General features: G+C 31.3%; 20 protein-coding genes and 5 tRNA genes. 14 read left to right on the top strand and 11 right to left on the bottom strand.

All coding sequences use genetic code 11. From position 1 onward, the window contains the following. Position 1: 1 nt before the first annotated feature. Both QLQ94_RS00365 and QLQ94_RS00360 read right to left on the bottom strand, forming a co-directional pair. On the bottom strand, positions 2-1,660 hold the full coding sequence (locus QLQ94_RS00365; RefSeq protein ID WP_271335155.1) for a serine hydrolase domain-containing protein: 1,659 nt from the start codon (positions 1,658-1,660) through the stop codon (positions 2-4). A gap of 75 nt (positions 1,661-1,735) precedes the next feature. Further along, complete coding sequence (locus QLQ94_RS00360) at positions 1,736-2,548, bottom strand: helix-turn-helix domain-containing protein (protein WP_482498802.1); 813 nt, start codon at positions 2,546-2,548, stop codon at positions 1,736-1,738. Between the two features lie 190 nt (positions 2,549-2,738). Between QLQ94_RS00360 and QLQ94_RS00355 the strand changes: the two genes are divergently transcribed. From QLQ94_RS00355 to QLQ94_RS00345, 3 genes are all read left to right on the top strand, one after another. Continuing rightward, positions 2,739-3,509, top strand: coding sequence for a hypothetical protein (locus QLQ94_RS00355; protein ID WP_482498801.1), 771 nt, complete (start codon positions 2,739-2,741; stop codon positions 3,507-3,509). A gap of 128 nt (positions 3,510-3,637) precedes the next feature. Then, entirely contained in the window at positions 3,638-3,985 is a 348-nt protein-coding gene (locus QLQ94_RS00350; protein ID WP_482498407.1) for an ISAon1 family transposase N-terminal region protein, read from the top strand. Further along, positions 3,978-4,961, top strand: a complete 984-nt coding sequence (locus QLQ94_RS00345; RefSeq protein WP_482499936.1) for an ISAon1 family transposase — start codon at positions 3,978-3,980, stop codon at positions 4,959-4,961. The genes QLQ94_RS00350 and QLQ94_RS00345 overlap by 8 nt, the downstream gene beginning before the upstream one ends. Positions 4,962-5,053: 92 nt before the next feature. On the opposite strand, the gene QLQ94_RS00340 is transcribed toward QLQ94_RS00345, so the two are convergent. Together QLQ94_RS00340 and QLQ94_RS00335 are read right to left on the bottom strand one after the other, a co-directional pair. Then, positions 5,054-5,126 (bottom strand) — tRNA-Lys (locus tag QLQ94_RS00340). Between the two features lie 38 nt (positions 5,127-5,164). Then, a tRNA-Lys gene (locus QLQ94_RS00335) sits at positions 5,165-5,237 on the bottom strand. A 501-nt stretch (positions 5,238-5,738) separates the two neighbouring features. On the opposite strand from QLQ94_RS00335, the gene QLQ94_RS00330 reads away from it, so the two are divergent. Beyond that, positions 5,739-6,305: a hypothetical protein gene (locus tag QLQ94_RS00330; RefSeq protein WP_271335152.1), complete on the top strand. Its 567-nt coding sequence runs from the start codon at positions 5,739-5,741 to the stop codon at positions 6,303-6,305. A 796-nt stretch (positions 6,306-7,101) separates the two neighbouring features. Here the strand turns inward: QLQ94_RS00330 and QLQ94_RS00325 are convergent. Continuing rightward, on the bottom strand, positions 7,102-8,313 hold the full coding sequence (locus tag QLQ94_RS00325) for a DUF6625 family protein (RefSeq protein ID WP_482498799.1): 1,212 nt from the start codon (positions 8,311-8,313) through the stop codon (positions 7,102-7,104). Positions 8,314-8,919: 606 nt separating this feature from the next. On the opposite strand from QLQ94_RS00325, the gene QLQ94_RS00320 reads away from it, so the two are divergent. The 8 genes from QLQ94_RS00320 (at position 8,920) to QLQ94_RS00285 (ending at position 20,676) form a co-directional block, all read left to right on the top strand. Then, positions 8,920-9,072: a hypothetical protein gene (locus QLQ94_RS00320; protein ID WP_271335150.1), complete on the top strand. Its 153-nt coding sequence runs from the start codon at positions 8,920-8,922 to the stop codon at positions 9,070-9,072. 208 nt (positions 9,073-9,280) lie between these two features. Next, the gene (locus tag QLQ94_RS00315) at positions 9,281-9,433 is read left to right on the top strand and encodes a hypothetical protein (protein ID WP_348079641.1); all 153 of its coding nucleotides are present in this window, start codon (positions 9,281-9,283) and stop codon (positions 9,431-9,433) included. A 150-nt stretch (positions 9,434-9,583) separates the two neighbouring features. After that, on the top strand, positions 9,584-11,245 hold the full coding sequence (locus tag QLQ94_RS00310; RefSeq protein WP_271335148.1) for a S41 family peptidase: 1,662 nt from the start codon (positions 9,584-9,586) through the stop codon (positions 11,243-11,245). A gap of 178 nt (positions 11,246-11,423) precedes the next feature. Further along, entirely contained in the window at positions 11,424-13,085 is a 1,662-nt protein-coding gene (locus tag QLQ94_RS00305) for a S41 family peptidase (protein WP_482498796.1), read from the top strand. A 35-nt stretch (positions 13,086-13,120) separates the two neighbouring features. Next, a complete protein-coding gene (locus tag QLQ94_RS00300; RefSeq protein WP_271335146.1) occupies positions 13,121-14,278 on the top strand; it encodes a lanthionine synthetase LanC family protein in 1,158 nt (385 codons plus the stop codon). 30 nt (positions 14,279-14,308) lie between these two features. Further along, positions 14,309-17,155, top strand: coding sequence for a thiopeptide-type bacteriocin biosynthesis protein (locus QLQ94_RS00295; RefSeq protein ID WP_427403106.1), 2,847 nt, complete (start codon positions 14,309-14,311; stop codon positions 17,153-17,155). Positions 17,156-17,187: 32 nt separating this feature from the next. Next, entirely contained in the window at positions 17,188-19,380 is a 2,193-nt protein-coding gene (locus QLQ94_RS00290; RefSeq protein ID WP_482498793.1) for a peptidase domain-containing ABC transporter, read from the top strand. Between the two features lie 3 nt (positions 19,381-19,383). Further along, positions 19,384-20,676, top strand: coding sequence for an HlyD family secretion protein (locus QLQ94_RS00285; protein ID WP_482498791.1), 1,293 nt, complete (start codon positions 19,384-19,386; stop codon positions 20,674-20,676). 871 nt (positions 20,677-21,547) lie between these two features. Here the strand turns inward: QLQ94_RS00285 and QLQ94_RS00280 are convergent. The 3 genes from QLQ94_RS00280 to QLQ94_RS00270 all read right to left on the bottom strand — a co-directional run bounded on the left by QLQ94_RS00280 (position 21,548) and on the right by QLQ94_RS00270 (position 21,859). Continuing rightward, positions 21,548-21,630, bottom strand: a tRNA-Leu gene (locus QLQ94_RS00280). A gap of 42 nt (positions 21,631-21,672) precedes the next feature. Beyond that, positions 21,673-21,745: transfer RNA gene (locus tag QLQ94_RS00275), tRNA-Lys, on the bottom strand. Between the two features lie 41 nt (positions 21,746-21,786). After that, a tRNA-Lys gene (locus tag QLQ94_RS00270) sits at positions 21,787-21,859 on the bottom strand. 127 nt (positions 21,860-21,986) lie between these two features. On the opposite strand from QLQ94_RS00270, the gene QLQ94_RS00265 reads away from it, so the two are divergent. Continuing rightward, positions 21,987-22,505, top strand: a complete 519-nt coding sequence (locus QLQ94_RS00265; RefSeq protein WP_271338354.1) for a shikimate kinase — start codon at positions 21,987-21,989, stop codon at positions 22,503-22,505. On the opposite strand, the gene QLQ94_RS00260 is transcribed toward QLQ94_RS00265, so the two are convergent. Beyond that, on the bottom strand, positions 22,497-22,997 hold the full coding sequence (locus QLQ94_RS00260; protein WP_427403024.1) for a phosphoribosyltransferase domain-containing protein: 501 nt from the start codon (positions 22,995-22,997) through the stop codon (positions 22,497-22,499). The two genes, QLQ94_RS00265 and QLQ94_RS00260, sit on opposite strands and share 9 nt — an antisense overlap. A gap of 122 nt (positions 22,998-23,119) precedes the next feature. Further along, entirely contained in the window at positions 23,120-23,509 is a 390-nt protein-coding gene (locus tag QLQ94_RS00255; protein WP_271338352.1) for an RNA-binding S4 domain-containing protein, read from the bottom strand. 79 nt (positions 23,510-23,588) lie between these two features. Between QLQ94_RS00255 and bamM the strand changes: the two genes are divergently transcribed. Further along, positions 23,589-24,761 (top strand): BamM family beta-barrel-assembly machinery protein, encoded by a 1,173-nt coding sequence (bamM, locus tag QLQ94_RS00250; protein ID WP_271338351.1) that lies wholly within the window; start codon positions 23,589-23,591, stop codon positions 24,759-24,761. Between the two features lie 185 nt (positions 24,762-24,946). Here the strand turns inward: bamM and QLQ94_RS00245 are convergent, their stop codons facing one another. Continuing rightward, positions 24,947-25,900, bottom strand: a complete 954-nt coding sequence (locus QLQ94_RS00245) for a transketolase family protein (RefSeq protein ID WP_427403023.1) — start codon at positions 25,898-25,900, stop codon at positions 24,947-24,949. Between the last annotated feature and the right edge of the window lie 19 nt (positions 25,901-25,919).

Below are 25,919 nucleotides of genomic sequence, written 5' to 3'. Positions count from 1 at the left end.
TTTATTTCAAAATCGCTGGCAATAAATAGTCATGTACTATTTTATCAGCTTGCGGATGTCCATAAGGTTTGTTAAATGCTTTTGACGTGATTATAATGACAAGTGGTAAGTCTTTGAAAATAATAAATTGGTTTCCTCCATTTCCGGCGCAGTAATAAGTTTCATAATTTTTGCCTTTATAATTAACCGTTTTATTCCAGAATAAATAACTATAAAATTGATTGTCTCTTTCCGGAATCTGAATTTGCTTTGTTAAAGTTTTTTCGACCCATGCCTGAGGAATTACTTGTTTGTTATTCCATATACCATTGTTTTTGTACAACTGGGCGTATTTTGCGTAATCCAGGGAAGTCATTTGTAAGCTACCGGCGGTATTAGGTACTTTTTGTGGTGTATATTGCCATTTATAATTGGTAATGTTTAATGGTTTGAAAAGTTTTTCATCAGCATATTTTTCTAATCCGTCAGGAATATTTCTGTCCAGAATATCTCCTAATAATATGGTTCCTGCTGTAAAGTAATCCCATTTGCCTCCGTTGGTTTTAGAAGGGTCAATAGCTAAGTTCAGCGTAAATTTTACCCAGTTATCTGTAGGATACATGTTTTCTTCATTTCCTGGTGATTCGCTATGTGCATCTGAGCCGTCAAATGATGAACTCATCGTGAGTAAGTCTTTTATTGTTATGCTGTCTTTTTTTGCATTGTAATTTGCGTAATCTCCTAAATTATAAAATGAACTTAGTCTTTGGTTTTCATTTTTAATATATCCATCATTTATAGCAATGCCTATAAATGTTGAGGCAAAGGATTTTCCCGTTGATCGCGTATCATGCAAAGTATTTCTGCTGGCATCATTAAAATACTCCTCTATTAAAAGTTTTCCATCATAGATAGCAACTACACTTGTTATTTCTTTTAGATCATAAGAAGCAATCTCCTTATTTAGCATTTCTATTTTCTTGCGGTCAAATTGAAAATTAGAAATCTCCCATTCGCTATTGGGTAATATCGGTTGTATTTCAATTTGCTTTGCCGTTACTTTCGGCGTTTTTATGATTAGTTTAATTTGGCCTTTCGCAACCAAATTTCCAACTAAAGCTTCTGTATTTGTGATGATGTATGGTCTAATTTCAATTCTTAGATTGTGAGTTCCGTTTGTTAGTGCTTCTCCACCGCCATTAAGTTTAAAACGATCCCACATATGCAATGCCCAGAGGTTCTCGTCTTTAGAACTCGTAAGAGGAATTCTGAATATTACTGATGTGTCTTTGCTATTGCCATAGCCAAAATTACATCCTGAGTTAATATTTTCCTTGTATATGGGTTTGTTGTCGATGTAAAAAGAAAATTGAAGATTACCTTTTTCTACAAGTTCTTCAGCTGATAAATTAGGGGCTAACTCATGTAAGTAGTTCGTTATGGAATTATTTAGAAAAAATCTAATATTAAGGTTTGATTTGTAGACGAGGTTAAAAGACGTAAGAAAATCAGATTTTTTATATTGATTCAGCGGGATATTTCCATCCATAAAAGTGACCTTTCCAATGTTTGATTGATAGAGATCTCCGGTAATTTCTTCAGTTTTAAAAAGATTAGTATTTTGGCTAAAAGCTATAAGTCCAAAAAGATTGATTGTCAGCAGGAATAATGTTCGTTTCATATTTTGTTTGATTTGATTGAAATGTAAAATTATTCTGCCGCCAGCATTAAAAATTGTACAAGATTAACATTTGCATTATTTCATTAAAAGCAATTTTAAATGTGCAGAAGGATTTAATCCGTTTACTTCCTTAAAGCATCTTGTAAAATGGCTTTGATCAGAAAATCCGCATTCATAGGCAATTTCAGTTAAGGACTGTTTTTGTAAAGACAGCAGCGAAAGTGCTTTTTCTACTTTTAATTTTCTTCTATATTCGCTCAAAGTACAGTGAAAATATTTAGAAAAATCTCTTGAAAGATGAACAGGATGTATTCCGACTATTTGAGACAAGTAGTCTAAGGTAATAGTGTCTCCAATCTGATCATGAAGAATTTCATCAATAATTGTTACCCATTTTGGATTTTTATATAATAATGAATTGTTGTGTATGTCTAGTTTTGATAAGATTTCTATCAATAGTGTCTGTGCTGAAAAATCTACGGCTGGATCTTCAATTTTAGCAGCTCTGAATACTTTATACATCAAAAACTTAATTTCCGGTTTTAAGATATTGATGCTTCCTTGCAAATTATCATCTGATAATGATAGGGTCTTAAACCAGTGTTTTTCGATTTCAAGATGAAACCCTCTTGTAAATCCGTCAGGTTTAATATTATAATGAGGTTCCTGCCAGTTATGAAAAAGTAAGCTTCCCGGAGAGCAATTGTAAACCTCCTTTTTATTGCCTTCGACAACATTTCCTTCAAGGATAAAAGTAAAATAGGCATTTTCATGATAATGCCAGTCTACTTTACTGTGTGTGTAAACTGTATCCGTCAATGTTATTCCGTCTAATATAATCGTCTCATTTGTTTGTCCGTAAAATGTACCTTTTTGCAAATGTTTCATAGGATGACATCGGTTATCTTTTTTTAGTAGGCTGAGGTGTCTTTAGATGAATCTTAAATATGCCGTGAGCTAGTTTTGAAAGAGTCAGGTCTGTCTATTAGAAGAAATAAATAAAAGAAAGTTACAAAAAAGGTCGTGTTTAATTCAGATTGTTTTATTTTGATCTGATTTTTAAAATTTAATTACAAAAATGCAAGCACTACTTACAACATTCTGTTTTCTGTTTTTTACTTATAATCTATCGCTGGCACAAACAAATCATAATGATCTAAAAGATGTTAATCTGAAGGGGAGTGTAAAATCATTTGGAAAATGCCTTCTTGAAGGCACTTCGATCCCTCTTGCAGTTGATAATAAAATATGCCGAATGGGAATTGGTAATACTTACAATGAAAAAGGGTTTCTTATTTCTTCTAATTCCATATCTTATAATGCTTCTATTGTTGAAATAAACTATCATTATAACACAAAGGGAGATCTTAGTGCTACCGACTATTATTATCCCGAAAAAAAAGCGAGTAACTCTTATCTTGTTACTGTAAAATATGATTCGGCTAAAAACGAAGTAAGCTATTGGTTCTATCAGGAGAATATGCTGAAATCGAAAACCATTTTTATCCGTGATAATAAAGGGAATTTAATAGTAGAGCAGAATTATGATGCCAATGGCAAACTCAATACAGAAAAGCGTTACGAGTATGATGTTGATAATTATAAAATTAAAGAATCGTTTTGGAGTATTAGCCCTCCCGGATATTTAGATAAACCAACATTTGAAAGTGTAGTTACCTATCAAAATGATGAACGTGGCAATCCTGTGATAAAAATTGATTCTGCAAGTAAAGAAAAGACCACATACGTGTATCAATATGATAATGTTGGTAATTGGTTATTGTGCACTGCCTATAATGACAAAGGGCAGATTAAACAAGTAACTGAACAATATTTTGAGTATTATTAAATAATCATTCAGAGAATTTATTCTAAACCATTTTAAGATATGGCTCCTGAAGAAGTTTGGGATGAAGCGCAAAGCTTGGGGAGGAAATGTCAAAATAAAATAAGAACTTTGTAATCTAAGAATTTTATATGACCCCTATAGAACTTTTGAAGTTTATGCTTCCTGATTTTTTAGTAGAACATTTTGAAGTAGTTTCATCTACTAATAGCGAAGAAATATTACACCTCTATTTTGAAGAGAATGCTAAACCTCCAGAAGAGTTTAGGGATCTTCAATTAGTCTCAAAGGGTTTTCAAGATGAGATTACCATACAGGACTTTCCTCTGAGGGGTAAGTTCGTGTATTTACATATCAAAAGACGTCGCTGGACTAATAAAAATACAGGTGAGATCGTTAAAAGAGATTGGAATTTAGTAGCTAAAGGAACCCGCATGACTCAAGAGTTTGCGGCTTTTTTAAAAGAAATTAATAGATAAAACTGCTATTGACTGTCGTACCATTGGAGGTTTCTTTGGAGTCAATGGGAAAAAATTACAAAGACAATACAAAAAATTTTTAAGCTCCTTTAGTACGTGGGCTCCACGTGAACATGCACATGAGTGGATTATTTATCCTGAAAATATAGGTACTCACTTGTCAATTGATGAAGTAGCCTTGTCTCAGGGTGAGCTTTTTACTATTGTAACCAATAAGGAAGCTAGAGGTAAAAAAGGATGCCTAGTTGCTATTATTGAAGGGACAAAGGCAGATCAGGTCATTGAACATATTTGTAAAATTAATTACAAAAAAAGAAGTTGGGTTCAAGAAATAACACTTGACATGGCTAATTCCATGAAATTGATTTCCAAAAAATGTTTTCCAAAAGCGGTACAGGTTACCGATAGATTTCATGTTCAAAAATTAGCTCTAGAAGCATTACAGGAGATTAGAATAAAATATCGTTGGGAAGCTATGGATACTGAGAATCGATTGATATTACAAGCGAAAAGAGAAAACAAAACTTATCTCCCAGATCTTTTATCTAATGGAGACTCTGTAAAACAGTTGCTCGCCAGAAGTCGATATGTTCTTTATAAATCCCGCGATAAATGGACCGAAAGACAAAACGAACGAGCCCAATTGTTATTTGGCTTATATCCCGATATTAAAAAAGCATACAGTTTAACCCAACAACTACGAGGTATTTACAACAATAATAACAATAAACACATTGCGATGACCAAACTGGCACATTGGTACAGGAATGTAGAGGAGTCAGGGTTTAAAAATTTTAATATTCTTTTAAATACCATAACGGTTAATTACCAGTCAATCTTAAACTATTTTGACAATAGAAGTACAAATGCTTCAGCAGAATCTTTTAATGCCAAAGTAAAAGCATTTAGAAGTCAATTTAGAGGAGTACGAAAAGTAGATTTTTTCTTATTCAGATTATCCAATCTTTTTGCGTAATCCCCAACTTTTGCGTTTGATCCGAAGTTTGTCTTTTCTGGATATGGACTAAAATAAAAAAGGTCAAGTAAATTAATACTTGACCTTTTTTGTGACCCGACTGGGGCTCGAACCCAGGACCCCATCATTAAAAGTGATGTGCTCTACCAACTGAGCTATCGAGTCGTTGCTTTCAAGAATCTTGTATTGTGAATCACAATTTGTGACCCGACTGGGGCTCGAACCCAGGACCCCATCATTAAAAGTGATGTGCTCTACCAACTGAGCTATCGAGTCATATTCGATTCTTGAACGCGGGTGCAAATATAAGAAGTTATTTTTGATAAATCATAGCTTATTTAAGTTTAATTTAATGTAAAATTTATGAGGTAAAATGGGGATAAAAGCGTAAAAAAGTAAAATACGTTTTATGTATTTTTATCTCTTTTTATTATTCTAAGATTGAAAAAAAAGAACGTTTTTGTGAGGGATTTTACCAGTTTTTTTAGAGTGTTTTTAATTAGAATGTGCTGTTAATTGATTTATTTAGAGATTCTTGTAGTGAAATGATATGGATTAAAAGATAGCTGGTAAGAACTTTTGATGAATGATGTTTAAATAATATGAAATAGCTTTTGCTTGGGTAATTAGTGGTAGGGAATAATTCATTTTTACATTGAAATTAGTTTATATTTAGCTGAAATAAAATCGATTTATTCTTTATGGTTGGCCGAAATAAAAATAATTTAAGCATTTTGTAATGTGTAAATAGGTTCGTTTTAGTAATAAAAAACTGTTATGATAAAAAAAAAATTTTTATTAGTATTTGCAGTCGTGGCTATTTCTTGTAATAAAAAAACTGAAAGACCAGAAATTCAAATAAAGAATGAAAAAAATGTGATAGATTTTTTTCAACCTGCCGACCTCGGAGCATTTGGTTCAGCTACTAGACTATTTGTTTATGCAAATTTTGATGAATGTGGAGAATGGGGTGGTCATAAAGAGAGTTTTGAAATATTCTCGAAAGGTGATAAACAATTTTATGCAAACTATAAAAGAACAAAAGTTGATTGTGATAAACTGGGAAAGTTATATGGAAAACCAGAATTTCAGCAACCTTATGTAGATAAAGTAATAAAATTAGAGGATAAGCAAAAAGAGGCTATCAATAATTATTTATCACAGCTTATTAAAAGTAAAATTAAAGAAGGTTTTCCTGGAAATGCCGGGCAAAATTTTGGTGTGATTAAAACGGATTCAACTTTAGTAATTGATGTTTACGACAGTGATAAAAAGAATCTTGAAAATTACAACCAATTACTGAAATCATTCAATTTAGAAATTGTGAAATATGAATACCGTTAATTATTAAAGCTAAAGTAGGATTTGAATTATTTAGGATTATGCAGTTTTAGAAAAAAAGGACATAAAATAACCTATTTCATCACGAAATAGGTTTTTTGTTTAGTGAACTCCTTGGTACAAAATTCGAATCTTTTATTAGAAGATTTTCAGATTTTAAGCGATTTGGCAGAGGTTTGAAAATAAAAGTATTTGATTTTTTAAGTTCGTCATGAGGACTAAATAGATCAGATCCAAATCTCTTACTAAAAACTCGCACCACTGGTGCGAGTTTTTAAACACTTATTTCCATAAATTTATTTAGGTTCTGTTTAATTGGAATAGATCGCAGATATTAATCTTTTACAATCTAATTTTTAAACAAGTATTTAAGCTATTGTTCATCTAAAGACCAACCATTTACTTTCATTAGAAAATTTATTTCTAATCAGCTTGATATGTAATCAAAAAATATATAAATTTAAAGGAAAATAACACCAAAAGATGAATCAACGGCTACTTTAGGATACAATCATTGTGAGAACAATCCTCGGGATGACATTTCAGGATCAGAATTCATCTTTGTCTAACGCAACAGTTTTATAGGAAATTATCAGTGAAAGAAATTCAGTAAATAATTTTAAAAATAACGCTACACTTATCATTATTTTTGCTAAGTATTTTCAATTTAATTAAAAACTCAAGAATAAATGTGGACAATCTTAGAAATCTTTATTTTTAAGTAGAAGTATATATTAAAACTTTAAAGAAATCTTCTTGCAAGTAGTTTGTTTTTTAGCTTAAATACTTATTTCCTCTCTTAATTTGCTTTTTTGTTGTAAACATTTCCATAACCGATATCGGAAATTAAATTAAAACTAGTATGAGTTTTTTTATCACCTTCTAATCTAAAAATAAATGGTAAGTTTTCAGCAAAAAAATATTTTTTATTAAAAGTTAATTGATAAAGTCGAGAATGTTTTGAATTTGCAAATTTTAAAAAATTCTCTCCTTTTGGGCCATTTTTGGTTATTACAATTTTCATTTTACTCAGGTAATACATATACTCGCCCTCTTCAATACAATTAACAGTTCTATTGCATACTTTCATGGAGATAATAGCATCTAATCTTTTAAAAGAATTCCAAATTTTAGGCCTCAAGTTATCAGTATAGTGTGCTTTAAAACGAGATAAGAATGAGTTATTTTTGCGAAAGTCATACTTGTCAATGTAAAAGACATCCGGAATCTGATCCCACTTCATAGTATTGTTTGAGAAAATATTGCCTTTATAGTTTAGCAGATGATATAACATTATTTCAAGCTTTCCTTTGTAGCTAAACAACCCATTATCCCATAATAATTCTCCTGCTGTACCTTCACAAAGTAAAAAGTCAAAATGAGATTTTAGTCTACCTTCTCGTTCTTCATTAAGAATTATATGTTGCATGCTTTCAATTTCGCAATCAATTGAAAAAATATCTTCTTTTTCAAAAATTGATTCTTGCTCAAAATTAGTCTCATCAAATGCGTAATTTTTCTGCGAGGTAAAAATCAAATGATAGTCTTTACTTTTTTTAAACAAATTATTAATATAATCATTGTTTCTAAAAAGCATACAACATGCAGTTATAAAATCATGTCTAACGCATATAATATCAAATTCTTCGAATACTTCCTCGGTCATAAATTCTCTAATTCTACCGTAAATAACATCTAAATCTGTAATACCCCAAAAATCATATTTAGTCAGATAAGATGAAAATATTACGCCAAAAGCAGGTTTATAGTCACAAAGCTTGTAAGGCTTCTCAACTTCAATTTCAAACCCTAATTTTGCAGTAGATAACTGGTTAAAATATGAAAGAGTGATAGGGATAATCTTAACGTTATGAGGAGTTTTGTAATCTATAATATTATCTGTGAAAAGTAAGAAATCAATTGTTGGATTGGATTCACAAGATTTTAAAAAGAAATTAAAAAACCAGGGAAACGGACCAATGTAACAATTAATTAAAGCAATTTTCGTCATAAAATGTAAATTAAAAAAGAATTAAATAATTTGTCGCATTAAGTAAAATAAATGGACTTGATTTATTAATAATTATGGTTATAAGTTAAATGCTAAAATGAAACTGATTAATTTATGATCTTAAATACCACAACTATAAAACTATAAATAAATAAAGATACTTCAGCATAGAATTAACGTGTGCGAATATCATTACTTAATTGTATAGCGAGCAAGAAATTAACATTTTATTAACTTTTAAGATTTAATCTGCATTTTTTAAATAAGTGTATTTGTCTTTTTGTAATCTATTTAAAAATATTTCTTTTAAAAGTTTTGAAAATAACACTAAAATGAATATCAGCATTTTCTTTTATAGGTACTTAATATTTAAGGTTATATTTAATTTAGATATAATTTTAATCATAAAAAATTAAATAAAAGATATTTTTTTTCTAAAAAAAATGAATTATTATTTTTTTTTATGGTTTATAATTATATTTTTGATCAAAATAATCTCACACATTTTTGAAAAATTAAAGCTAAGTGCACGTAGTTTCTGAGATTTTTAGAAATCTAGAGATATTTTTAATTAAAAATTTTTATTAACATTAAAAAAATTTAAACATGAAGAAATTAAGCCTAAAAAACATGAAAGTTGTAAAACTTACTGAACAGGAAAAAAAATCAATAAAAGGTGGTTATGCTGTCAATTGGGAAACATCTGAGCAATGTAATCGTACTTCAGGGCCATACGTTCAATGGTGTAATGTACATTAATACCAATTAAATTAAAGGATAATTTATACCATTTTTGAGAATAAATAGTATTCAATATTACTTTACCCAAAGCAATACTTAGCATTCCAAATGCTAAGTATTGACTTTTTCAGCAGAATGATGCTGACATGCAAAACTGATTATCGGCTTATTTCATTTTAAATGAATAAAATCAAACATTTATTAATTATTTAAAAGTAATGTAACTATGAAAAAATTAAGTTTAAAAAACATGAAAGTTGTAAAACTAAGCGATGCGGAAAAGAAAAGTATAAAAGGCGGATATGGATTGGAAACTTCTGATCAATGTAATCGTCTTTCAACTTCGTACGTAATGTGGTGTTATACTATGAAATTTTAATATTTAGACTAAAAATTAAATTTAAGATTCGCTATGTCAATACTTAGCATCGTATATGCTAAGTATTGTTAGAAACATCGAGAATATGGGATTTTTTTTAGTGAATTACAGAGATTGTCATATTTCCTTTTTAATAAAAGATATTATCAGATGAAAAAAATATTGTTAATTATCATACTGATAATTGCTCAAAGCATTCATAGTCAGACTAATTTTTCAGAAACTCAAAAATTAGCAGCAACCTGTAAAGTTTGGGGTTTTTTAAAATACTATCATCCAAAAGTTGCTCACGGTGATTTTAATTGGGATAAACAGCTTCTTGAAATGCTGCCAAAAATTTATCAGGCAAAAACAAAAGATGAGTTTTCGCTTGTACTTGAAAACTGGATCGACTCTTTAGGAGAAGTGCCCGCAGCTACTCCAATCGCTTTAACCAAAGATGTACAATATTTTGACAAAAACTTTGATTTATCATGGATTAAAAATAAAAAACTATTTTCTGAAAATTTGGCAGTAAAATTAAAATTTATAGAACAAAACAGATTTCAGGGAGATCAATATTACATTACAACATTTAATGCTGGAAATGTTTTGCTGCAAAATGAGAATTATTCCAATTTTCAGCCAAATAGCAAAGAGTCAAGGCTTCAGGTACTGTTTATGTATTGGAATTTGATGGAGTATTTTTTTCCATATAAATATTTAATGGATAAAAACTGGAATACCACTTTAGAGGAAATGGTGCCTATTTTTATAAATGCCGAAAATGAAGATGATTTTTACACTGCGATGAAAAAATTAACTGTCAGACTTAATGACTCTCATGCTATATTTTATAAATATCCTATTAAAGAAGATGAGCAGAAAAAAAATATTAATTACTTTCCTGCTAAATGTAAAATTATCGATGATAAAATAATTGTAACAAAGATTTTGAGTGATAGTCTTGCCAAAGCAGATGATATAAAAGTAGGAGATGTTATTACAAAGATTAATGATAAGACCATCAAAGAAATTATATCTGAAAACAAAGAGATTGTTAATGGTTCAAATGAAGCTTTTTATTTGAAAAATCTAGAGATGCCAATCTTATCTGGATATTCGGATAATGTTAAATTAGAATTTTTAGAGGATGGTCAGTATAAAAGTAAAATGATAAATTGGTATCAAGTTCATGATGCCCACAGGAATGAATATAGACATGCGGAAATAAAAGAAAAATTTAAAATTCTAAATAATAATATTGGATACGTTGACATGGGGCTTTTAAAAATTAAAAATGTTCCTTCAATGATTGAAAAATTAAAACTGACCAAAGCAATTATTTTCGACCTTCGAAATTATCCCAATGGAACTTACAAGGAAATATCAAATTTCTTAAATTCCAAGCCAAAAGAATTTGTTGTTTACACCAAACCAGATTTAACTTATCCAGGCAGATATAAGTGGAGCCAGCCATCAATAACAGGTTTAGAAAATAATGATAATTACAAAGGTAAAATTGTCGTATTAGTAAATGAAGAGACTTTGAGCCAGGCTGAATGGACAGCGATGTGCTTTAAGACTGCTGATAATACAACTATTATTGGCAGCCAGACTGCGGGAGCTGATGGAAATGTAAGTGATTTTGATTTAATTAAAGCTTTTTATACAAGATTTACTGGGATAGGGGTTTATTATCCCGATAAACATGAAACTCAAAGAGTTGGAATCATACCAGATATTGCTGTCAAAACCACTATCAAAGGAATTCAGGAAGGAAAAGATGAAATTTTGGACCGGGCATTAGAATTTATTGAAGCTCAAAAATAATTGAACGGCCTCTTGTAATTAAAATTAATCAAGATTTCTTTTAAATACAGTATGTCGCCCTTATTTTCAAAAAAGACAAATGATGTATAATCTTTTAAGAAATTATAATTGATGGTTTTTGAAATACCATTTTTTTAAAATTCCTCCTACTAGAAATTATTAAATTAATATTTACTCAATGAAAAAAAAGATTTTGTTGCTTTTTATAGTATTACTGTATACAATATCGGGTAATGCCAAAATTAGTGAAATAGAAAAGTTAGCTACTACTTGTAAAGTTTGGGGCTTTTTGAAGTATTACCATCCTGTAATTGCAAGTGGTAAAACAAATTGGGACGAACAGCTTTTTAAGGTATTGCCAGAAATTGTAAATGCCAAAAGTAAGGAGGAATTTTCAGCAGTTTTAGAAAGTTGGATTTCTAGTCAGGGAGTTGTGCCTGCCACTAAAATTTTGGAATTACATGAAAAAGCAAGTTGTTTTAATAAAAACTTAAACCTGGATTGGATTACAAACCATAAATTTTTTTCAAAAGAACTTTCTGAAAAGTTGCAATTTATAGCAGACAATAGATTTCAGGGACAAAACTATTATGTTCTTTACAATGAGGAAGCAGAGGTGCACCTGAAATTTACTAACGAGAACGAGTACCCCGATTTTCAATGGCAAAATCTAAATCTGCGCATTTTAGCATTATTTAGATATTGGAATTATGTAGAATATTTCTTTCCGTATAAATATCAAATGGATCAAAATTGGGATAATGCATTGCTTGAAATTTTACCCCATATTAGCACTCCAGATTCAGAAGAAGATTTTACTATGGCAATGCGTGAGCTTTCTGTAAAATTAAATGATAGTCATGCAGCGACCTTCAATATGAAAATGATGAATTATTTAGGGGGAGAAAAATATCCTGCTTTTGGAACAAAAATAATTGATAAAAAAATAATTGTCACACAATTAGTTAACGATTCTGTTGCGAAAATTGACGATATAAAAGTGGGCGATTTGATAACTAAGATTAATGGTAAGACAATTCCTCAAATAACAAAAGAGATTCAAAAATATCTTGAAGGTTCTAATAAACCGGCTGCTTTATCAAATCTCGGCTGGGTAGCATTAAATGGAAATACTGATGAACTGGAAATTGAATACATCAGAGACAATAAGTCTGGTGTAAAGAAAATTCACCGTTATGAGGCAGGGAGCTTTGAAAGAAAAATAAATTCGAAACCTAAATGGAAGCTTTTGGAAAACAACATTGGTTATGTCAACATGGGTAAACTAGAAGTTGACGATGTCAAAATAATGATGGAAGAATTTAAAAATACAAAAGCAATTATTTTTGATGTGAGAAACAGACCAAAGGGGACGCATCGATATATCAATGATTATTTAAATCCCGAGCCAAGGAATATATCAAAATTTATTTTTCAGGATTTAAGTTTTCCCGGACGTTTTATTTGGAAAAATGAGATGGATAAATGCGGTAAAACAAATAGTGACTATTATAAAGGCGAAGTCATTGTATTGGTAAATGAAACAACATTAAGTCATGCAGAATATACTGTTATGAGTTTCCAGACAGCTCCGAAAACTACAATAATAGGCAGTCAGACATCTGGAGCAGATGGTGCAAATTATTCGTTTACAATAATTAAAGATTTCAATTCATCCTTTACTTCACAAGGAGTCTTTTATCCTAATAAAAAAGAAACACAGCGAATCGGCATACCTATTGACGTTGAAGTAAAACCAACAATTTTGGGTATTCAGCAGGGAAAAGATGAAGTGCTGGATAAAGCGATTCTTTTTGTAAATAATAAGTATGGTTTTTAAGGCATTGTTAAATAAAAAATATATCATTTCAAATAATGAAAGATAATATAATAAAAATTGAAAAGGACATTTGGGGTTCTTTTGACCAAAATAATAGTGTTGGATTATATGTTGGATTATCCGGAATGATACTGTTTTACGACTATCTGCACCAAGCATATCCAATTGAGGAATACGAAAATAAATTATTGGCAATTATAGAAAAAGCGAACCAATTGATTGAAGAGGGAGTTGATTCTGTTTCCCTTTGTTCGGGGTTTGCAGGATATGGGATAGCATTATTGCGTCTTCAAAATAAAAGTATTGATATAGATGAAGAGTATTTTGAGACTATCGACGGTATTTTACTAGAAGAATTTAAGTTGCTGTATGAGTCAAATAATTTTGATTTTTTGCACGAGTCAATGGGTATATCGATGTATTTTATAGAAAGATATAAGGTAAGTAAAAACCAAAATATTTTTAAAGTTTTACAGCATTTTTCACACGATTTAATTTCGAAAATAAATGCAGATTTTAAAAATGTTTTAGTAAAATCATCAGAAAATCGTGGAGAATATTATTCATTTGGTGCTGCGCATGGTGTTGCAGGTTATTTGAATTTTTTAATTTACATGGAAAAAAATGTTGAAGGATTGGAAATAGATATTCGTAAACCTTTAAGAATTTGTGTTGATTTTCTAATGTCTTATAAAAAATACGATAATGAATCTAAGCAGTATTTTGCAAATATATTTTCATTGCAGTCAAATGAATTTATCCCTTCTAGATTATCATGGTGCCAGGGTGATTTAGGTATTTCAAATGCGCTTTATAATACAGGTGTCTTTCTAAACGATGATGATTTAGTAAACGAGTCAATTTCATTGATGAACAACAGTTCAAAAATAAGTTTTGAAGATTCAGGAATTAATGACAGCGGTTTTTGCCATGGTTCTGCCGGAGCTTTAATTCAGTATTATTTAGCGGCTAAAAAATATAGTCTCGATTACAGTTTGGCCATAGAGCAGTGGTTTGTCATATTACAAAAGCAGACCAATAATTTTGAAGAATTTCTTTGTTATGACAATTTAAATCAAAGATACCATGCAGAAAATAATCTTTTACTGGGATCTGCAGGAATTGGATTGACATTGTTGACTATGGAAAAAAAAGCGGATACAAAATGGCTGGAGACTTTCAACCTTTACTAGTCATTATTATTTATAAAAAGTATACAAAAAATGATTTTTTTTAATAACATTATTAAACGGGTTGCTAATTTTTCTATTCAATCCTACGACCTGAATAAACACGATCTGCCTGATTTCTTTGAGAACAATGAGCTGTTTAATCTTTGTCTGTTGACTGCCTCGGGAAGTTTATACAATGCTCTAAGCAAAAACAGGACACAAAAAACAGAGGCATCTTTGTCTAATTATTTTTTGCGAGCACATTTTAATCCAACTCCTTTTGGTGTTTTTAACAGTGTTGGTACGCTGCAATGGGATACTGAAACCAATATTATTAAAAATGATTCTTTGCGTTTTTTGGTTAAATATGACAATTTTTTTATTTCGTCAAAATTAAATGAAGGTCCATCTGACAATTGGAAGCATTTAAATTATTGTGTTAATCCATCTGTTTATTTTATGGATAAGGAAAAATTAAATTTTTATAAATCTAAAAATCAAGCGGATGATAAAATAGAACTTAACTATACTGAACTTGATGTAGACGAAGATTTGCAGTGGCTGTTAGATCAGTTTAAGTATCCTAAAAAAATGGATTTGGTTATCGAAGACCTTATCTCGCAAGGTTTCGATACTGAAGAAGTTGAGACTTTTTTACTGGAGATTATTGAAACAGGACTGATTATAGAATTCTTTTTGTACGAGTCATATGCGGGTAAACTGAACAGTCCATATGCTGCATATCTCTCTGGCTTGGTGCAGAAGAAAGAACATCTGATAGAAACCAAAGAGGAACTTACAAATTTTATCAAAACTTATATAAAAGAACAAGATGATTTTTTTGAAGAGAATGACAGGCCTAAAAATTTTTATGCCATTAATTCTTTTGAAACAGAGGGTGGGAGTTTAGATTTTGAAATTCAGAGCAAAATACAGAAATATATAGACTTTACCGTAAATTATAATTCACAAACTACTATTATAAATGATAATTTAAACAAATTCAATGCTAAATTAAGTGAGAAATATAACGACGGCTTCATACCCTTAAATGATATTTTTAATCCTTATTCGGGTATAAATTACAGGGCTTTAAAAGAGGAAAAAGAATTGAAGCTCCATCAGGATATCCTCCTGAAAATTATAGCTTCTGATAACAGCGAGCTATTTTTAAATCTGCCTGTCAGCGATAATATAGACATAAAAGCCTCTAAATTACCTGTGACGTTTAATGTAATTTTAGAAACTTTAATTTGCAAAAAGTCAGGAGAATCAATTATATATGTACTAGGCATGGGAGATCCATCTGCTCTGAACTTAATTTCGAGATTTAGTGATATTACAAAAGATGCATGTGAGGATATTGTGAATTACGAAAAAGAGATTCATAAAAGTAAAATTGTTGCCGACATTAAGTGCGTGGGCAGTTTTAGAAGTATAAATGTTGCGCCTGTAGAGCAGCGTTATGATTACTGTATTCCTATCAATGCATCGTATACAGAAGCAGGTAATCCTATTTTATTGTCGGATCTTTTTATTCATCTTCATGGCAAAAACATTTCACTAATTTCAAAACAGCACCAAAAGGAAGTTTTACCAAAAAAAGGATCTGCAATCAATCAAATGCTTTTTGATTCAGATGCCTATAATTTTCTTTGTGACTACGAATTCTACAACAAAGAAATTTATGGAGTAAATTTTAATTTTAATTTATACAGGAATTTTATTCCGTATGTTCCGAGATTATATCTTGAAAAGGGAATTTTACTTCAGCCTGCACAAATATTATTGATTGATACTAATTTTGATTTATCGGGATTTAGTGATTACTTATTAAAAAAGAGAATAGAGTATTCGTTTGCAAAAAAGATAACAATTCTAGATAAGCGAAGACTGGTTGTTTTGGATCTGGATAATCAAGATAACATTTCTTATTTGTTAGAAAAATTAAAGACAGACAAATTTTTTTATATTTCAGAATGTTTATACGAAAGCTTTGATCCTTCGATTAGCAGAGGTAATGAAAATTTTGCACATGAATTAGTTGTCAGTGTTAAAAACTCACATTATTTGAGGCCACACAACAACTATGAGGCTGTCCATATCAATAAAGTCACTTCTCAAAATGCTGCGGTAGTATCTCACTGGCTTTATTTAGAAGTATTTTGCAATGTTCACTCTGATCCTGAAATATTTAAAATTATTCAAAATGAAATTATTGCAAAAAATAAAACAGATCAATTTTTCTTCGTAAATTATAATAATCCAGATCGACACTTAAGATTACGTTTTAAAACAAAGTCGATAGAAAATAAACAATTTATTATAAATATTATTCATAAATTAAAATCAAAAAATGTTATCAGCAAATATCATATATTGCCATATGAGCAAGAATTATATCGATATGGAGGTCTTGAAATGATGGAATTTTCGGAAGATGTTTTTAATTTGGACAGCCGTGATCTTTTACAGCGTATTCTTGATAATGATTTAGAAGAAAAAACTGTTGAAATAACTGCAATTCTAAAAATAAAAAATTATTTAGCTTTTTTAAATTTTTCCATAGATGATATGATACAAAATTGTGAGGATGTTATAAAGAATTATTCTCAGGAGTTTGAGCTTACAGGTGAGTTAAGAAAAGAGTTTAATAAAGATTTTGCTGTAATGAAATTTGAAATTGAGAAATATGATTATGGCAATTTTTTAGATAATGATTCCTTAAAAAATAAGTTTTCTAAAAATAGTTCCAAAGTGCCTGACATGGCATCTTATGCATGGTTATTAATACACATGAGCATGAATAGGCATTTTAAACAAAAGCAAAGATTTAATGAATTCAAGATGTATTACTTAACAAAAAGCTACCTTAATCATCTTAAATATAAGAAATAAGATAATCTAACAAAATCCTGCATATTTTAAAATTGAAAAAATTCACCAATTACAGACAAGCCGATTTTAAAGATTGCGGTCCAACGTGTTTAAAAATTATATCGAAACATTACGGAAAAACAATTAACATTCAGGATTTGCGAGATAGCAGCGAAACAACTCGCGAAGGCAGTAATTTGCTTTTTTTAAGTGATGCCGCCGAGAAAATTGGCTTCAGGACGCTTGGTGCAAAAATGGATCTTAAACGATTAAATGAAGCGCCTTTACCTTGTATTATACATTGGAATAAAAACCATTATGTAGTACTTTACAAAATAAAAAGAAATATTTATTATGTTTCTGATCCCGCTTTTGGCTTAATTGAATACAACAAACAGGATTTTCTTAAATTCTGGATAGGCAATAATGCCGATGATGCCACTCAGGAAGGAATTGCATTATTGATGGAAGCTTCGCCCAAGTTTTTCCAATCTGAATTTGATAAGGAAGAAAATAAAGGGTTAGGTTTTAAATTGCTATCACAATATGTATTGCGATACAAATCATTTTTGACACAACTTAGTATTGGTTTATTAGCGAGTAGTTTGATTCAGCTAATTTTTCCGTTTTTAACCCAAAGTATTGTTGATGTTGGGATACAAAACCAAAACATTCATTTTATTTATCTCATTCTTTTTGCTCAGTTATTTCTCTTTGCCGGAAGAACAGGCTTAGAACTGATAAGAAGCTGGATATTATTACATCTTTCTACAAGAATAAACATTTCGCTTATTTCTGATTTTTTCATTAAATTAATGAATCTTCCTATTTCGTTTTTTGATGTGAGAATGACCGGAGATATCATGCAGCGCATAAATGATCATCGCAGAATCGAAAAAATCCTGACAACATCGTCATTAAATGTGCTGTTTTCTGTAATTAATATGTTTGTGATGGGAGGAGTTTTAGCCTATTTCAACCTGCAGATATTTTTTGTGTTTTTTGCAGGAAGCATACTTTACTTTGGATGGATTACTTTATTTCTGAAAAGAAGAGAAGTGCTGGATTATAAGCGCTTTGCTGAGGTTTCCCAAGAACAGAGTAAAGTAATGGAACTTATTAACGGAATGCAGGAAATTAAACTCCATAATGCCGAAAAACAAAAACGCTGGGGCTGGGAATATGTTCAGGCAAGATTGTTCAGGGTTTCTATAAAAGGATTAGTTTTAGAGCAAACCCAAACTATTGGTTCCTCTGTGATCAATGAGTTAAAAAATATTTTCATCATATTCCTTTCTGCAAAATTGGTAATTGATGGTTCTATAACGTTGGGAATGATGCTGGCGATAAGTTCAATCGTGGGAAGCTTAAACGGACCAATAACCCAGCTTATAGAATTTGTAAGAGAACTTCAGGATGCTAAAATCTCATTGGCCAGATTGTCTGAAATTCATGAAAAAGAAGATGAAACCCAGCAGGAAGTTCATCAGACAAGCGATGTTCCGTATGATTCAGATATTGATATAAAGAATCTTTCGTATCGTTATCTGGGATCTGATATTCCTGTTTTAGACGATTTAACGCTAAAAATTCCAGCCAATAAAGTAACTGCAATTGTTGGGGTTAGCGGAAGTGGAAAAACAACTTTAATGAAGGTGCTTCTTAAGTTTTATGAACCTGAAAAAGGGGAAGTAAATATTGGAAATACACAACTTAAAAATATTTCGCAAAAAGCCTGGAGGTCAAATATAGGAGCGGTAATGCAGGAAGGTTTTATTTTTAGCGATACCATTGCCAATAATATCGCTATTGGAGTTGATAAAGTCGATAAGGAAAGATTGGTATATGCTGCAGATGTTGCCAATATAAAAGAATACATCAGCGGTTTGCCAATTGGTTATAATACTAAAATTGGTGCAGAAGGAGTAGGGATGAGTACGGGACAGAAACAACGTTTGCTAATTGCACGGGCAGTTTATAAAAACCCTGAAATATTATTTTTTGATGAAGCTACATCAGCTTTAGATGCCAATAATGAAAAAGAGATTATGCGCAAACTGGATATTTTCTTTAAAGACAAAACCGTAATTGTTATTGCACATCGATTGAGTACAGTTATGAATGCAGATCAAATTGTAGTTTTGGACAAAGGAAAAATCATCGAAATTGGGAATCATGAGACTTTGGTAAAACTAAAAGGGAATTATTTTGAGTTGGTTAAAAATCAATTACAATTAGGAAATTAAATCATGGCTGAAGACACCACATTCGAACTAAGAAGTGAAGAAGTACAGGACATTCTCACCAAAGTACCACATTGGATGATCCGTTGGGGGACCGTTTTGATATTCATAATTATTTTTATGCTGTTTTTTGTGTCCTGGTTTATAAAATATCCGGATGTTGTAAATACTGAAATTGTAATTACAACCAATATTCCGCCAGAGAAAATAGTTTCTAAATCTTCTGGCCGTATTGAAGCTATTTTGGTAAAAGACAAGTCGATAGTGGCAAAAAACGGTACATTGGCTATTATTGAAAATACAGCCAATTATAAAGATGTTTTTTTATTAAAAAAGATAGTTGATCAATATGATATTAATAATCCTAAAAAAGCATTTCCTTTTGCTCTATTAAAAAATTCGCAATTAGGAGAGATTGAAAGTGCTTTTGCTGTTTTTCAAAAAGATTATCAGGCTGAACAATTGAATAAGGATCTACAGCCATTTCAAGTTGAAAACAGGGCGCAGGTTTCAGAAAAGGTACAGATAAAAGAAAGACTGGAAATACTTCAGCAGCAAAAGATAATAAACGAAAGCGAATTACAGCTTCAAAAAAATGAAATTGCCCGTTTTGAAACGTTATTCAATAGAGGTATTATTTCGGCTCAGGAGATGGAGGCGAAGAAGCTTGGTTATCTTCAGGCACAAAAGAGTTATAAAAACCTCTTAACGTCAATTTCTCAATTAAGGTCGTCTTTGATTGATAATTCAAAACTAAGTCAGAATTCGCAAATAAGCGGCACTAAGGAAGAAGTTACGTTAGGGAGAAACATGGCGCAATCTTTTTATCAGCTTAAAAAAGTAATAAAAGACTGGGAGATGGCCTATACTTTGAAATCTTCTGTGAGTGGCGTGGTTACTTTTTTGCAGGTTTGGACAGAGAATCAAACCATAAATGTTGGGGATAATGTTTTTTCTATTATTCCGGATACAAAAAATGGTTTTGTTGGAAAAGTAAAAGCGCCGGCGTTGAATTCCGGAAAAATAAAAGTGGGGCAAACTGTAAATATCAGATTAGCGAATTTTCCTGATCGTGAGTTTGGAGTGTTAAAAGGTAAAATTCGAAATATTTCTCTGGTTCCTGATAAAGATGGGAATTTATTAATGGATGTCGCGCTTCCAAACGGATTAATGACTTCATATAAAAAACAAATCGTGTTTCAGCAGGAAATGAAAGGAAGCGCCGAAATAGTAACCGAAGATTTGCGCTTGATCGAACGCATTTTATATCAGTTCAAAAGTATTTTTGAGCAAGTTTAGTTAAGATACTTTAACTCTGACAGGAAGATCAGTTGTTGAACTTGCATTTAATGTTGGAGGCTTAATAAAAGGTAAAACTGTTAATAAGGTATTTAGAGATTTAAGATCAGGTGATACTGGTTTTAGATATTATAAATTTGAACTTGTGAATATCAATATTCGTCCAAGCAAAAGAAATCTAATTTTGCAAAGCTTATAGGTCTTTAACCCTTGCTTTAAGATCGATATTAGCGGGCATTTACAAGATTTCTAATAAAATAAGTTTACCTTAGATATGCATATAAAATATAGTTAGTGAATATAAAAATATTATACAGAATTTGATACTTTAATTGTCAATTTTTTATTGATTAAAAGAATATAGTCTTAGCTTTTTGTTCTAGAAAATGTATTAATCCACTCCAATAAATACGGGATTTCAAAAGCTTTTCCAAGAACAGGGGCGCAAATAGGATAACTTATAAAATTTAATAAACTCTACATTGAAAATATCTGCATAAAGTTGAAGAAGATACGAAGGCGATGAAACTAATAAAATCCACGGATAAGAAACTAACATATGTATAAAGCCTATAGACAGGTTTATTGATTATTTAAAGATGTCTGAAAAACACTAAAAACACAAACATCGTTAGCTATATTGCGATTACTGAATGAGTAAAAGCATTTAGAAGTCAATTTAGAGGAGTGCGTAAAGTAAATTTCTTCTTATTCATATTATCTAGCCTTTTGGTTAATCCCCAACTTTTGCGACTCATCCGATTTTTTCTTATTCAGATTATGCAATCTTTTTGCGTAATCCCCAACTTTTGCGTTTGATCCCAAAAAAGCCTGCAAAATATACACTTTGCAGGCTTTCATTTTTTTATAGTGACCACGGTGGGATTTGAACCCACACGCCCTTACGAGCACCACCCCCTCAAGATGGCAAGTCTACCGTTTCTCCACGTGGCCTGAAATAAAAAAAGGTCAAGTAAATAAATACTCGACCTTTTGTGACCCGACTGGGGCTCGAACCCAGGACCCCATCATTAAAAGTGATGTGCTCTACCAACTGAGCTATCGAGTCATTGCTATCAAGAAAAGTTATTTTGTGAATCACAAAATTTGTGACCCGACTGGGGCTCGAACCCAGGACCCCATCATTAAAAGTGATGTGCTCTACCAACTGAGCTATCGAGTCAAATTCTTTCCTTGAATGCGGGTGCAAATATAAGGAGTTATTTTTGATATTTGCAAGCTTATTTATTATAAATTTGTCTTTTTTTAATCAAAATTTACAACGCCTTAATTTATAGGTCATTATTAAAATGAAAAAGATTATATTATTAGGATATATGGGTTGCGGAAAGTCAACAATTGCCCAGAACTTATCAAAAATTACAAATATTCCCTTTCTGGATTTAGATAAATGCATCGAAAAAAAAGCAAATTTATCAATAAATGAAATTTTCGAACAATTTGGAGAGATTCATTTTAGAAAATTAGAACACGAAATATTTGTAGAATTACTTCAGTCTTCAGAAAAAAGCATAATAGGTTTAGGCGGAGGAACGCCTTGTTATGCCAATAATCATGAATTATTGAAAAGCGATGATGTTACTTCTGTTTATTTAAAAGCTTCGATAGAGACTTTGTACGATAGGCTGGTTCATAACAAAAGCAAGCGTCCATTAATCGCTAATATGAATGAAGAAGAAATGAAAGAATTTATTGCGAAGCATTTGTTCGATAGAAGTTATTATTACAACCATGCACAACACAAAGTTGCGGTTGATAATAAAACTATCGAAGAAACGGTTCAGGATATTTTAGAAATCTTAGCTTAAAAAGGCATAATCGTCGCCATTGTCGTCAAAAACAACCTGAACATGCTCTAGTAAAGATGTTGATAAGGAGATTCCTTTAAAATCTGCCTTTACAGGATATTTTTTATGATTTCTGTCTACAAGTACTGCTGTTTTGAATTTCTTTAACGGAACGTCTAAGAAATGACGAACAGCATAGATCAAAGTGGTACCTGAATTTAAGACATCATCGACCAATACTAATCCTTTGTTTTTATATTCTTCTTTACTTAATGAAGTGTGTATGGGTAATTGCGGATTTTGTTTGTCGACTTTAACTTCGCAAATAGAAACTTTTAATGTTGAAATAGTAGTTAAGGCCAAAGCAAGTTTTTGAGCAAAAATAAATCCGTTAGCAGCGATTCCGGCAATTACAATTTCTTCTTCGTCTACAAAAGTTTCGTATATCTGATAGGCAATACGTTTTATTTTATGTTCTATTTCCTGGTTCGTTAAGATAATGTTTTTGCTCATGATTTATTTTTTTTTGCTAAAGTACAAATTTAGGGAATGAAATTCCAGTATCTATCCCGAAGCTTCGGAATCAAATTCCAGTGTTGAGGTTTTTGATTTTTGGTCTTTTGGGAATTAGGAATTTATTTTTCTTCATTTTCATCAATAATATCATTGCCATATTCATCAATATCCCTTCTGTCTTTTTTTGTTGGTCTTCCTGTTCCGGTTTTGCGATAGTGCTCTTTAGACAGTTTTAATAATTCTAAATGTGCGTAAGCTTCAGCCGGAGTTTCGTTTTTTCGATATATATCAACAAGTTTTGCGCCAACACGACTTTCAGGTATGTCGAGTACGGTGATAATTTGTGTGATTTGATCTTTTCTAAAGGTAATTTTATCCGTTGGAAAAACCTCTTTTGATGGTTTTGCAACTTGCCCATTTACAGTAATATGGTTTTTTTTGCATGCTTCAGTAACCATGTTTCTGGTTTTATAATAACGCACGCACCACAGGTATTTATCTATTCTCATAATTTTTCTAAAATCAACGTTAAAATCTTTACAAAAATAAATCAATATTGTATCTTGCGCACCTAAAAAATTAACAATAATGAATAAATTTAAATATTATTTTATTTTATTGCTTGCCGGCATTTCTTTGGTTTCTTGTAGTAAAAGTGATGACAATGATGTGGTGACCGTTCCTTTAAGAGATTATGCGGAACAATATAAAGCAGATAATGATTCTATTATTAAATATTTAAAGACTAATTTTATTGAGGAGGTAACGGCTGATTTTGATGTTAAGATCTCCAAAATTCCTGCAGGAGGTACGCAAACCTCAATTTGGGACCAGAAGGTTTACCCTTTGCAAACAAGACCTGTGTATAGTAATGATATTACTTATACAATATATTATTTAAGTTTTAGGCAAGGAACAGGAATTACTCCTATTAATACGGATAGAGTGGTTACATCTTATTCGTGCTCTTTGTTAGATGGTACTGTTGCCGAGACTACATATGGATTTCCTGCTACTCAGGATTTGTTTATATATGCTGCAGCTACTACAGGGGTTACGATTGCTAGAGAAGGTTATGGAGAGATTATGCCTAAATTTAAGACAGGAACCTCTACTACAAATGCGGGTACGGGAGTTATTACCTATCAGGATTATGGAGCTGGTATGATGTTTTTGCCTTCTGGTTTAGCTTATTACGCTTCAGGCAATGGTACGATTCCTGCGTATACGCCGATAGTTTATAGTTTTAAATTGCTTGATTTGCAGAGAATGGATCATGATATTGAGTCTGTGGGTGGTCAGTCTTTAAATATTCCGGACGGAATTCCTGATTATCTTGAAGATGTTAATGGTGATGGTTATCTTTATAATTTTACTGATAAGGTTAAGTATCCTAATCCTCCGGCTGATTTAATTGATGATACAGATGGAGATGGTATTCCGGACTTTTTAGATTATGATGATGACGGTGATGGATTTAAAACAAGATTTGAGATAACAAAACCAAGCGATCAGGTTGGTCCTCCTAATTATGGGGTGAGTTTGTTTTATCCTTGGGATCCTAGGGAAGATAATCCTGCAACACCAAATGTAAATGAATGGGAGCCAAGAGGAATTCCTAGAAGACCTACAGGAGCACTAGCGGATCCTAGTAAACCTGAATCTTCGACCAATGTAAAAGCATATTTACCTGAAGATTATACGGCTACGCCAAGATTAAGAATACATTTGGATAAAACGTATCCTATCAAACAGAATTAAATTTTAGTTTAGAAATAATAAACCTCGAAAGTGATTTCGAGGTTTTTTTTTTGTGTTTGTGTGAGTTGAGTTTAGAAGGCGTTCGTGTTTGTTTAGGTAAAAGTGTAGTAGAGTTATTTATTAGTACAAAAAAAGCCTCGAAAAGTAATTTTCGAGGCTTTTTCTATAAGTAAGAAATCTAAAAATTATTTTCTTTTGATTACTCTTTCTACAGCTTCAACAATCGCCTGATTGTTTAATTTGTATTTATCCATTAATTGCTCAGGAGTTCCGGATTCACCAAAACTATCGTTTACAGCAACAAACTCTTGTGGAGCTGGATTGTTTAAAGCTAGTACTCTTGAAATGCTTTCTCCAAGACCTCCAAGAATATTGTGTTCTTCAGCAGTTACTACACATTTTGTTTTAGCCAATGATTTTAGAATTGCTTCTTCGTCAAGAGGTTTAATAGTGTGGATGTTGATTACTTCAGCAGAAATTCCTTTTGCTTCTAAAGCTTCAGCTGCAATAAGAGCTTCCCAAACTAAGTGTCCTGTTGCTACAATCGTAACATCCGTTCCTTCGCTTAATAAAATTGCTTTTCCAATTACGAAAGGTTCGTCAGCGGGAGTAAAATTAGGTACTACCGGACGGCCAAAACGTAAATAAGCCGGACCATGATGATCAGCTAATGCTAATGTTGCTGCTTTAGTCTGATTGTAATCGCAAGTATTAATTACAGTCATTCCAGGTAACATTTTCATTAATCCAATATCTTCAAGGATTTGGTGTGTTGCTCCGTCTTCTCCTAGTGTTAAACCAGCGTGAGAAGCGCAAATTTTTACGTTTTTATCAGAATAAGCAACAGATTGGCGAATTTGATCGTAAACCCTTCCTGTAGAGAAGTTTGCGAAAGTTCCTGTAAAAGGAATTTTCCCCCCAATTGTTAAACCTGCAGCAATACCAATCATGTTAGCTTCTGCAATACCAATTTGGAAAAAACGCTCCGGGTGATTTTTTTTGAAATCATCAAATTTTAATGATCCGATTAAATCAGCACAAAGTGCTACAACATTTTCGTTTTTTTGACCTAATTCAGTCATTCCTGCTCCAAAACCAGAACGGGTATCTTTACTTCCTGTATTTTCGTATTTTTTCATTTTGTTTTTTTGCTATAAG

The sequence above is a fragment of the Flavobacterium sp. B114r genome, from assembly GCF_056824125.1.
This window is presented reverse-complemented; position numbering and strand designations above follow the sequence as displayed.